Origin of the sequence: Marivirga sericea, from assembly GCF_900177665.1 — a bacterium.
In the GTDB taxonomy this organism is placed as follows: domain Bacteria; phylum Bacteroidota; class Bacteroidia; order Cytophagales; family Cyclobacteriaceae; genus Marivirga; species Marivirga sericea.
Genome location: NZ_FXAW01000002.1, coordinates 302697 through 314373 on the forward strand (window position 1 = coordinate 302697; position 11677 = coordinate 314373).

The 11677-nt window shown below is 40.7% G+C and carries 12 protein-coding genes; all 12 read right to left on the bottom strand.

Features of this window, described 5'->3' with window-relative positions:
* Positions 1–54 precede the first annotated feature (54 nt).
* The 12 genes from B9Y84_RS06600 to B9Y84_RS06660 all read right to left on the bottom strand — a co-directional run bounded on the left by B9Y84_RS06600 (position 55) and on the right by B9Y84_RS06660 (position 11676).
* Positions 55–1371 carry an APC family permease gene (locus tag B9Y84_RS06600; RefSeq protein ID WP_085516299.1) on the bottom strand — a complete coding sequence of 439 codons (1317 nt, stop codon included), beginning with the start codon at positions 1369–1371 and terminating at the stop codon, positions 55–57.
* 3 nt (positions 1372–1374) lie between these two features.
* Entirely contained in the window at positions 1375–1578 is a 204-nt protein-coding gene (locus B9Y84_RS06605) for an SHOCT domain-containing protein (RefSeq protein WP_085516300.1), read from the bottom strand.
* 34 nt (positions 1579–1612) lie between these two features.
* Positions 1613–1999 carry a DUF302 domain-containing protein gene (locus B9Y84_RS06610; protein WP_085516301.1) on the bottom strand — a complete coding sequence of 129 codons (387 nt, stop codon included), beginning with the start codon at positions 1997–1999 and terminating at the stop codon, positions 1613–1615.
* A gap of 36 nt (positions 2000–2035) precedes the next feature.
* Positions 2036–3370, bottom strand: coding sequence for an MBL fold metallo-hydrolase (locus B9Y84_RS06615; RefSeq protein WP_085516302.1), 1335 nt, complete (start codon positions 3368–3370; stop codon positions 2036–2038).
* 522 nt (positions 3371–3892) lie between these two features.
* Positions 3893–6247, bottom strand: a complete 2355-nt coding sequence (locus tag B9Y84_RS06625; protein WP_085516303.1) for a multicopper oxidase domain-containing protein — start codon at positions 6245–6247, stop codon at positions 3893–3895.
* 21 nt (positions 6248–6268) lie between these two features.
* Positions 6269–6685 carry a DUF4440 domain-containing protein gene (locus B9Y84_RS06630; protein ID WP_085516304.1) on the bottom strand — a complete coding sequence of 139 codons (417 nt, stop codon included), beginning with the start codon at positions 6683–6685 and terminating at the stop codon, positions 6269–6271.
* Between the two features lie 104 nt (positions 6686–6789).
* Positions 6790–7230 (bottom strand): heme-binding domain-containing protein, encoded by a 441-nt coding sequence (locus B9Y84_RS06635; protein WP_085516305.1) that lies wholly within the window; start codon positions 7228–7230, stop codon positions 6790–6792.
* A gap of 8 nt (positions 7231–7238) precedes the next feature.
* Positions 7239–7811 carry a DUF3347 domain-containing protein gene (locus tag B9Y84_RS06640; protein ID WP_085516306.1) on the bottom strand — a complete coding sequence of 191 codons (573 nt, stop codon included), beginning with the start codon at positions 7809–7811 and terminating at the stop codon, positions 7239–7241.
* A gap of 93 nt (positions 7812–7904) precedes the next feature.
* The gene (locus B9Y84_RS06645; RefSeq protein WP_176223736.1) at positions 7905–8423 is read right to left on the bottom strand and encodes a DUF3347 domain-containing protein; all 519 of its coding nucleotides are present in this window, start codon (positions 8421–8423) and stop codon (positions 7905–7907) included.
* A 166-nt stretch (positions 8424–8589) separates the two neighbouring features.
* A complete protein-coding gene (locus tag B9Y84_RS06650) occupies positions 8590–9279 on the bottom strand; it encodes a hypothetical protein (protein ID WP_085516307.1) in 690 nt (229 codons plus the stop codon).
* Complete coding sequence (locus B9Y84_RS06655; protein ID WP_139827966.1) at positions 9276–9857, bottom strand: DUF2911 domain-containing protein; 582 nt, start codon at positions 9855–9857, stop codon at positions 9276–9278. The genes B9Y84_RS06650 and B9Y84_RS06655 overlap by 4 nt, the downstream gene beginning before the upstream one ends.
* A gap of 19 nt (positions 9858–9876) precedes the next feature.
* Positions 9877–11676, bottom strand: a complete 1800-nt coding sequence (locus B9Y84_RS06660) for an efflux RND transporter periplasmic adaptor subunit (protein WP_085516308.1) — start codon at positions 11674–11676, stop codon at positions 9877–9879.
* Position 11677 lies beyond the last annotated feature (1 nt).

The following is an 11677-nucleotide window of genomic DNA, read 5'->3' on the forward strand; positions in this document are numbered from 1 at the left end:
AGCCTACACCGTGCATACCATAATTTGTTTCCTGATCCATCATGATTTTCTGTTTTAGTTATTACTTGATTCCTCTTTAAATTTCCTCATTTTCAAAAACCACTTTTCACCTGAGATAATCAGAGTTAGCAAAACTGTCGATACTATAATCAGTAGCATGTCACTCTGTGCTTTCATCCAAATGAAGGCTATTAAAACAACTACGTCAAGCACAATAGTAGCTAAAAGTATCGCTCCATTAGCCTTTATTTCTTTCCGTAAATGTTTAAAAACACCCCATTGTATAATAATATCCATAATAAGGTAAAAAATTGCTCCTAAAGATGCAATTCTGCTGAGATCAAAAAATATGGTCAAGGTGATGGCGATGACTATGGTATAAGTCAACATATGCTGTTGCAGGTTACCCGGCATTCCAAAATGCTTATGAGGTATCAGCTTCATTTCGGTAAGCATCGTTGTCATCCTGGAAATAGCAAATACATTGGCCAAAACACTGGATACGGTTGCAATGATGGCGATACCTACGGTGAACCATAAGCCATATTTTCCGAAAGCCGGTCTGGCCGCTTCAGCCAGGGAGTAGTCTTGTGCTTCTATAATCTTGGGAACAGAAAGATTGACTGATACCGCAAATGCGACCAGCAGATAGACAATGGTACAGATAATTAGTGATATCCATATCGCTCTTCCTACGTTCTTGTGAGGCTTGACAATTTCTTCACCGCTATTGGTGATAGTGGTAAATCCTGCATACGCCAGAATAGCAAGCGCGAGGGCACCTAAATAACTCCCTACGGAATAGTCGCCTGAGATTTCTGAAGGGATAGCTTCTCCAAATGAAAAACCAGCAGCCCAAAGTCCTCCAATGGCAAAAATGGCTATACCCCCAACCTTGACAATTGCCATGATGAAAGAAACCCTGTCAATGACTTTATTACCGGCAATGTTGATCAAAAAAGTAATGACCAATAAAATCACTCCCAGCAGGGGTATCCAGAAATCGTTCTGATTTCCATCAAATAATTGCATGGTATATGATCCGAATGTACGTGCTACTAAACTCTGGTTAATGATCATGGCGAAAGCCATCAATAGCGCAGCTACAGCCGTTATGATACCTTTACCATAAGCTTTCTTTAAGTACATGGCAATACCTCCGGCAGACGGGTAAGCATTCGACATTTTTATGTAGGCATATGCACTAAACCCGGCTATAATTGCCCCGACCAAAAAGGCTATCGGAAACAATGAACCGGATAATTCAGCCACCTGTCCCAGCAAGGCAAAAATAGCTGCACCAATCATTACCCCGGTTCCCAAAGAGATAGCTCCTGTGAGTGAAAGGCTGTTCTTCTTATATTTACCCATTGTCTATTTGGTCTTTTTCAGTTCTGCTTTTCTTTCTTCAAACTCCGCTTTGTCAATTTCTCCTTTGGCGTAGCGGTTTTTTAGCGTCTCCATCGCTGAGCTTTTACTGGTGGATGGACTGGCTCCTTTATGAAAGATACCACCTCTACCCAGCGCAACAATCAGAACGAAGATGAGTATTACCCCTATAATCCATCCATACATCATAATTTGAGTGGTTTTAAGTCTAGATTATTATTTCTCAAAATCTTTCAACTACTGATTTAAGCTTTGATCGGATTTCTTCAGCTATTTTGACTAAGTCTTTATTCCCTACGGCCTGCATAGAGGCTACAGGATCCACTGCTGCTATCTCTACGCCATCATCACTTTGTTGAACGATTACATTGCAAGGCAGCATTGCACCAATTTTATCTTCGGCTAATAATGCCTTGTGTGCGAAGGGCGGATTGCATGCACCGAGTATCTTGTAAGGACGAAAATCTTCATCCAGCTTTTCCTTCAGGGTTTCTTTTACATCAATTTCGGTAAGGATACCGAACCCTTCCTCTTTCAGTGCCTCTGTTACTTTTTGAATGGCTTCTTCGAAGCTTACGTTTGTCAATGTTTTCTCGTGATAGTATTTCATCTGTATATTTTTTACTGTTCTAAAATTTTTTTACGATTATTTAAAATCACTTATTGCTTTACTTAGATCATAAACTGCGACATCAGCAAACTCAGTTGCCAGGATACTCGAGCCTGCTGCCGATCGATACCCACCGGCACAATGTACGACTACTGGCCTTTGATCAGGAACTTCAGTAATACGTTCTCTTAGTTCGGGTAAGGGTACATGGATGGCTTTCTCGAAAATCTTGCCATCAGCTATTTCAGGTTCATTTCTTATGTCGAGTATGGTATAATCATCAGGGTTTTGTTTGAAATCCTGTAGGTCTATCTGCTGATCAGCATACAGGTCGTATTGCTCTAACTGATAGGTCATACCGGTAATATGACTTTCATAAGCTATTTTGGCTGTACGTCTAACCGCCTTTTCTAACATTGCCTGATCTTCAGCAACGAGATTGAAACTCTCATCAGGGCCTACTATTGAACCCAACCAGGTCTCAAATTTGGAACTGTCATCACCTAATTGAATATTAATAGACTGTTTCAGATGCCCTTTTTTAAACTTTTCCTGGTCTCTGACATCTATGATTAATGCCTTCTCATCAATTGTTTTAGCATCAAATATTTTATGAATATCTTCCTCTGCCGAGTCTATACCTTTTCGGTTTACCTTAACCTCGTAGGGGAAGTATATTGGAATGAAAGCCTGACCATCCAAAAAATCCGTTACAAACTGATCCTTGTCTTGGATTTGAAAGGCCCAGTTATTACTTCTTTCCTTTCCTATTGTGGTCTCTAATTCTTTACCCATGTTTTTCCCGCACAGCGAGCCTGGGCCGTGGGCAGGATAGACGATTGTATCATCATCTAAGTTGCTGAAAACCTTATTGATCGTATCGTACATCATGCCGGCCAGTTCCTTTTTGCTAACCTGCATGTTGCCGACACCCTCTCTGAGGTCGGGCCTTCCAACATCTCCAACAAATAAGGCGTCACCCGAAAAAACTGCTTTTTCAGTACCATTTTCAAGTAATAAATAGGCATTATGGTCAGGAGAATGACCGGGGGTAAATAAAGCGCGAAAGATTAAATCTCCAATTTGGACTTCTTCATTGTGTCCCAGTTCGGTGGCATCATAATAGACCCCAGCTTTTGAATTAATGTAGACAGGGACATTAAATCTTTTCGATATTTCCAGGTGACTACTAGCAAAATCCGCATGCGGATGTGTCTCAAGTACTGCCACAATTTCCCCATCGTGTTGTTTTGCAAAATCCAGATAAGGTTGAATATCCCTTGCCGGATCTACCAAGACTATTTGCCCCTGGCTTTCGATGGCGTAAGACAGTTGAGAAAGTGCTTTATCATAAAATTGTTTTATTTCCATAATTTCTTTTTGTTTTGTATTCAACAAATTTTACTCATGCTGACAGACAAAGTTCGTAACATGTGTTACACAACTTTGAGCTAAAGATCAATCTGTTATTCAGTAAGATTTCGTGTTTCTTAATCTAACTTACCTTCAAACTCAGGTAAAGGCCTGCTTTCCTTTTCCTCTTCTGTCTCCACTACACCATTTTCTTTGATGTCATTGATCAACATTGCATATCCATAATCTTCCCACGCTGGCCTTTAATAATTTCGTCAGCGAGTTTTCATACCCTTACATCCTTTATTTGAGCACGCTCACTCTTTAAAATAGCTATAGAATGATGTAGGATCATATCTTCCATGTAGTCAATACCCTTGACGGTGACCTGACTTCTCACCAATCATATACCACCGGCAATCAATACGATACACAGACCGATAATTGCTATTTGTGTCCCTCGAATTATTGCCGTGTTTTTGTTCGTTTTGCATTTTTATAAGTTTTAAAGTTTATTTGTTTTATAGTTTAATAGATTGATTAAAATCTTATGGATAAGCCTCCACCTGCACCAAAGCGATTGTCATAGCTGCCCATTATAGAAAAGTTTTTAGATAGGAGAAACTCCGCACCTGCGTTCCACACAATTTCCTGAATATAGCCCACATTGCTCTCAAGATCATTTACCCAACCGGCATCTAGCTGATATTCATAATAGCCAAAAACAATAAATCTTGGGAAAAGCATTACAGATCGGCCAATACCTACTCTTGGTCTCAATTCGTTATCAATTCGCAAGTCCACATTAAACATATAAGGGGTGAACAATCGAATACCGGCCACTGCCGTGGTTTTTATATCATCCAGACTATTTCGTGTGGTATTTTCAACATTTACACCCCCAAATACACGCACATAATCGTAGAGATAATATTCATAAGAAAATTCGGTTTCTACATTTTTATTCCAGCCATATTCCAGCGAAAAATTGAACTGGTTTCGGATGTTGGATGAAACCACATTAAGTGCACCAGCGTGAGAGGCAATATCAGCCATTCCCCAGGTATAAAACTGATTGGTTTCATGCACAAGTTTGGACACGGGATAGGGCTCCATTCGTGGATCTCTTGGCGTATCATAGCTTACTACACGTGCCATTCCACCCATCAAATGATAGAGAATGTGACAATGGAAGAACCAGTCACCGTATTCATTTCCATAAAACTCAATCGTTACCTTTTGCATCGGTGGCACATTCACGGTATGCTTTAATGGTGAATAATCTCCATTCTCATTGATTACCCTGAAAAAATGACCATGTAAGTGCATTGGGTGGTGCATCATGGTGAGGTTGTTGAAAGTAATCCTTGTTACTTCTCCTTCATTGATTTTAATCTTATCGGTTTCAGCCAATGGTATGCCATTCATACTCCAGATATAGCGGCTCATATTACCTGTAAGGTTTAAGAGAATTTCTTTTACGTGAACATCCTCCGAGTAGGTTGTATTTTCTGTAGACTTGAGATAATCATAGTTATATTCAGAAAACATATTCATTCCGCCCATTTCTGCAGATTCCATATTGGTTGATGGTGGTGAGGTTTGCATCATTTTATCATCACCCATTCCGCTCATTTTAGTTTCTTCAGGATCTTCCTTTTCCATATCCATCCCCTGATGCATTGGCATGTCATTTTTTGCGTTGTCCATGTTCATACCGCTCATTCCATCCTTCATCTGCATTCCCCAGTTTCGCATCATTTTTTCAGGGTCAACTTTTTTTGGACGGAATTTCAGTGCTGGGGCTCCCATACGCATATCCATTTTGGACATTTGCTTCATCATTGCAATTTTATCTGGCCGGGGCACCGCAGGTGCTGGTAGCATTTCACCTTGCCCCAGAAATGCGGATGCGGTACCAGATCCATCTTGCGCAGTGATTTTAAACTCCATTTTGCCTTCTTCTGGAATAGTCACAACAAAATCATACGTTTCGGCTATAGCGATAAAGGTCTTGTTGTGGGCAACAGGCACCACATTAAGACCATCGGCAGAAACAATAGTGGGATTTCCACCACCAAAGGTCATCCAAAACTGCGTTGAAGCTGCGCCATTGATAATCCGTAACCTTACTTTTTCACATGGTTTGAAGTCAGGGTATTCTTGCTTTTGCTCGCCATTCACCAAAAAAGCCGGGTAATAAATATCTGCTATGTCGGCACTTTCCATTCTCTGCCTCCAAAAATTAAGTTGTGCACCCAGTGCTCCACGAGCGATTACCTGGTTCAGTGGCGTGGCCGTTCCTTTTCGCCAGTTATACCATTCTGTCCCCCTTTTTAGAAAACGAAGAACGCTCATTGGATTTTCATTGGTCCAGTCTGAAAGCACCATCACCAACTCTTTATCATACTCAAGGCTCTCTTCCTTTGGTTGAATGACAATAGAGCCGTAAACTCCGCTTTGTTCCTGAAGCATGGTATGCGAATGGTACCAGTAGGTACCGGATTGCTTTAAAGGGAATTCATATTTTTGGGTATGGCCCGGCTCTATGGGCGGAGTGGTCAAATAGGGTACCCCATCATAAAAATTAGGTAAAAGTAGTCCATGCCAATGAACTGAGGTTTCCACGTCCATTTCGTTTTTTACGTAGATGACCGCATACTCTCCTTCAGTGAACCGGAGGGTAGGCCCGGGAATGCTGCCATTAACAGTCATTCCTTTAACATCTTTGCCGGCCTTGTTGACCATTTCCTGTTTAAGCGTGATCGTGTGTTCCCTAACCGGAAGGTTATCCACATTTCCTTCACCTGACTTTTCTGTAAGGTTTTGAGCCTGCACTGAAAACACACTTGTCAACAGGATGCATATTAGAAGTGTAATTTTTGAATTTTTCATAATGTTCGAATTTATTGTTAATTATTTCACTGATCTTGATGAGCTATGGGTTTTGATAATTTTCCATTCATCGTCCATCTTTTTCAAAATTGATGTGGCCGTTGCTTTACGCTCGACCTTGCGGCCATCTTCCTTCAAGACAATATTGTAGATATAGGACTCAGTCGTGAATGCATACGGCATATCCAACACTACCGATATCTCATATTCACTAAAAGTGAATGACTCAAAATGACCAAGTTCCGGCCCGATGTGATTGGCGATATAGTCTCGATATGTTCCTTCTATTTTTCCTTGTTCCAGTACCTCCGAATCCTCGATGAACAATGCGTAGGAATCTGTCACATCCAGACTTTCCAGGGTTTCTTTGTAAGTCTTCATGACTTTTTTAACTGCATTCACTTCTGAAACTAAATCAATAACTTCTTCCTGTTTCATCTCAGTTTTCTGATTTTTGTCCGAGGTGGGCGAATTACAAGAGGAAGCCAGTATTAACGCTGTGAGTAGACATAGAAAATTCTTCATGGTGTTGGTTCTTTTAGTTATTGAGGATTTAGTTTTTCCAAATATTCAATTAATTGTTCCTTTTCCTCCTTGGTCATCTCTGCTTCCGGATGCATCCAGAGGTATTCTTTCAGGGGCATCTCACCATCACTGATTTGTGAAATCATAGAACGAATTTTTTCACGCTGCATGCGCCCGGAATATTCCTGAAAGGTGGAGAAGTTAAGTTCGTCCTTGCCCTCATCAATGTGCTGCTGCAGCAACCAGGCAAATGGCCGAACCCTGCCGTACCACGGATAGTTGGTATTGTTGCTATGGCAGTCATAGCAAGAGGCTTTTATCATATTCTGAATCGGAATTGTTGCCTCCATGGTTTGTAAAAAATCTGCTTCTGATACCTTTTCAGTCTGATTTTTGGGCACAGGAATAAATTGTATTCCTATGCCCAAAATCAAAATAATTATAGCTGCCTTTTTCATAACAGTTATTACAGGCTGATAATTTCCTGTACTTTACCACACTTCATCATCTTAGCACCAAATAGTGGGTTTTTGATTTCCTCACTAGTGCTAAGCCACATACCGCCTTTGTTGTCGTTGTACATTGGGCAATACTGGTGGTATAAGGTTCTGTCTGTACCGACAATAGCAGTCAGGTCTTTTATATCCTGACTCATGGCCTCAAAATGCTCTCTTTGATGCTCAATTTCGCTCTTTGAGATATGCTCACCATGATTTTTAGCTACTTCCACAATCTCCTGCAGTTCAGTTTGCTTGTCGACATCAAATTGAGATATATCCAGACTTGCCAGAGCTGTAGCCAGTGTAGCTCCCGATTTGGCAGCTTCCTCTTGATTGTCATTCACAAGGGCATTCTTCACTGCCAGGTAAGCATCAATAATCGGTGTTATAGCTTTTCCACCTTCTTGATCACTAGCAGCCGTATTCTCTGCTTTGGCTGTCGTTTCATTCGTGGTTTCAGCTGCTCTTTTTTCTGTTTTTGAGTTGTTGCATGAGATAATTGTCAATGCTAATCCGATTGTTAATAGTGTCGTTTTCATTTTTCTGATTGTTTAGTGTCCAAGGACAAAACGCAAACTCATATTTTTCGATAATTTGCGTCACGCCTTAAGCTATTTATTTAATTGTTTTATTTACTTGATTGTTTCTTTTACACTTCCGCACTTCAGCATTCTCTCACCGAAATATGGGTTTTTGATTTCCTTTTGATTGGATAGCCAATAGGCCCCTGCATTGTTATTTGCCATTGGGCAATACTCCAGGTACACTTCACCCATAGAAAGTTCACCACTTTTTACTAAAGAAGCCATCTCATTACTCAACAAATCGAAAGCTTTACGCTGACCATCCAAAGTAGTAGCCGAAACCACCTTTGCCGCCTCTGCCTTAGCTTTCTGGTTTTTGTCTACTTCTCCTAAAGATGCTTCCAGTTTGGTTGCAGCTTTTGTTGCCTCATTCATCTGTGAAGCAACCAGGGTTTCTTTCAGGTGGATATAATGGTCGTAAGCCACACCCAAATCTTTGTCTTTGAACATAGGCTCCATTTTTTGGTCCATTTCCTTTTTGTCATCATGATTACCATGATCGTGTTGCGCAAATGCTCCAAAGCTTACTAAAGCCAGGGTCATTATTAAAACTGTTTTTTTTCTCATTACATTTCTCATTTTATTGTTATTTAATTTAAACATTTGCATAAGGGCTATCCCAATCACGAGGAGAATTACTACACCCCAGATGATACGTCCAGCCCATTTTTTTAATTTTGAAGGGGCTTTTTCATCCCCTGTTTTGCAACATTCTTTCATACAATAATACCTATCAAGCCTTTTTCTTAATTCTCTTTTTATTGGTCACAAAGAATAGAGTAAAGCCAGAGAGTACGGTTAGCAAACCAAAAACAGAAAATATTCTCAACAGCCAATTATTGAAATCATCTCTGCTTTCATAATCCATAGTATGGCCCATCCATAAAAAATCAAACCACCTCCAGGCTCGATGCCTTACTCTTTGAAAACTTCCGTCTCTTTGAGACACATAGGCAGTCAGGTTTTCAGGACTGTCAAACTTTACCGCCCATACAGGTAAAGGCCTGCCCCTATACTCGTGATGTGGTCCTACTTCGGTAAGCATCTCACTTGATTTGATCTCATATTGTTCAATAACGTGTTTTCTTGCTATCGACTCTGCCTCCTTCTTTGTGACACCATTCTTCTTCAAGCCAGTTTGAGTGTGTATAAGCAGTGAGTCATTAATAAAGAAGTATGACTGCTCACCTATGAACCTCAGGGAAATTTCATTGATCTGAACGGTGCTATCTAGTACGGGTAGTATACCTATAGCTGCGCTATGATTGCGATGTTCTTCAATAAAATGATCACCGTGGATCTCATCTATATCGGTCCAACTAAAGTAAAGTCCGCTCACAGTCCAAAAAAGAAATTGCACTCCAATGATTACGCCTAACCACCGGTGCGTTTTTCTTACATAATATTTATTGTTCTTTCTCATTGAGCGTTATTAACTTCAAAAGAGATTTGCCTGTCAGCCCAACTTAAGGATATTCTGGCTGTGTTTTTTTCTAATACTTCAAGGTTATAGGTCAAAGACTCAACGGATTCTTCCAGCTGTTGGGGAATAGTGGCAAATCGTAAAATGTCTTTTTGCTGGTTATAATCATCAGCCAAATGCATGTCCCAAACTTCATTTAATATGATGGTCCATTTCTCTTTTCCCGGTATAGTAAAAAAACCATATTTGCCTGCCGAAATGAGCTTTTTATTAATGATTACATCCTCCTGAATAGTAATGTTAGTTGCCTTGTGCGCACCTGCTACCCATACTTCATCATAAGCCACCAAGCCACCAAATATTTGGCGATTTCTTACACTCGGAGAACTATATTCAATGTGAATATGATTGTCACCTAAATTTGCCATAGCCGTCTGCTTAGGGCTTTTAGGCTTATTTTTATTGTCTTGCGATACCTCTTCAGTATGGTCTGAATGATTATTTTCATTAGATTTATGGTCTGATGTACCACAGCTCCAGAAAATTGTTACGAGTGTTATTAATATAAATTGTTTCATTTAAATATGGGGTTATAGATTATTTTAATATGTTTTCAACCTCTCCGCAAGTGAGCATAGATTCTCCGAAGTACGGATTGCGGATCTCCTCTTCGGTACTCAACCAATTCGCTCCTTTATTATCATCTGCCATAGGGCAATACTGGACATAGAGTCTTTTCTCCAATGGATTAAAAGCTTTGGTCAATTTAATCATTCCTTCAGATACCTGCTGAAATGTAGTCCGGAGTTCAGCTATCGTTTTAAGGTGCTGAACATGTTGCAGTGCATTTTTTAAATCGCTACTATAGCTCATCCATACATTATGAGATTCTCCGGTAAAAATTGACATATTCACTGCATCTAGTTTGGCTTTTAAATCACTAGCCGTGCTCTGAGCCTCAGCTAAATTGTCAGAAACCAGCGCATCCTTGAAATTAAGGTATTCCGCAAAAAGAGGCTTTAAAGCATCTTTAGCATTTTTGTTAATTGATACAGGTTTTACTTCCTCTTTGTTCGTAGGTACTGAAGTTGAAGGAGAGGCCGACATCTCCATATCCCCGTGGTTATGCCCCGTCATGGCCGGACCGCCTTCCGGATTCATCATGCTTGGCTTACCAGCCAACTGTGCTGCCGCATCAATACTGAAGGTACCATTGACTGCTATCTCTTCACCAGCTGTCAATCCACTTTCTACAATGAAGCTGTCTCCAAGGGCAGGTCCTAAAACTACATTGCGCATCATGAAACTTACTCCACTAGCGGTAGTATTTTTCACATAAACTACCGAACGCGTGCCTGTCCACATTACGGCTGTTTTCGGAACAATTACATTGTCAGACTTTTTCGGTAATGTAGCTTCTACCGTACCGGAGGCAAACATCTCCGGTTTAAGAGTTTGCCCTCTGTTGGAAACCTCAACCCTTGCTTTAGCTACTCTTGTCTTAGGATCAATAACAGGATCCAGGAAAGTTATCTTACCTTCAAATGTCTCTCCCGGTAGAGAGGCCACTGTAAAGTTTACCTTATCATCTTTTTTGATCCAGGGCATTTCCGACTCATAAACATCAAACAATACCCATACCTTTGAAAGATCTGCTATTTCATAAATGGCCTCTCCTTTTCGGATATAATCTCCCAGATTTACCATTTTCTCCGTTACATAACCTGAAACATCAGCTTGAACAGCAAATTCCTCTTTCGGTGTCCCCGCTTTGAGAATTTGCTCTACCTGAGTGTCAGTAAGTTTCCAGTTTTTGAGCTTTTCTTTGGCGGAATTAAACAATTGCGGCTGTGTATCTTTAATTTTTTGAGCTTCAAATAATTCCTCCTGTGCAGTAACCAAATCCGGAGAGTATATATAAGCAATGGCCTGTCCTTTCCTTACGAACTCACCTGTGAAATTGACCATCAGCTTTTCTATCCTGCCCGGTATATGGGAAGACTGAGAAAAAACCAGTCGCTCATCCTCCTGTACCTTTCCGTTCAGCCTAACCGACTTAACCGGATCCATGGTTCCTACAATAGCCGTTCTGATATCAGCCAGTTGCATGGCCGTGGGCGACATACTAACAGCCATCGGGTCTAGCTCCTCACCATCATCATTATCCAATGGGATCAAATCCATGCCACAGATAGGGCAGTCTCCGGGTTCACCCTGACGGATCTGAGGATGCATGGAGCAGGTCCATACGGTCTCTCCGGCTATTTCTGTAGTGTGCTGGTGCTCATCATCCATTTTACTTTCGGATGATGAACCACCAAAAATCAACCAACCCAGCAATAAACCTATTGCCAGCGTTGACAGTGCTATGATTACTATTTTTTTATTCGTGTTCATC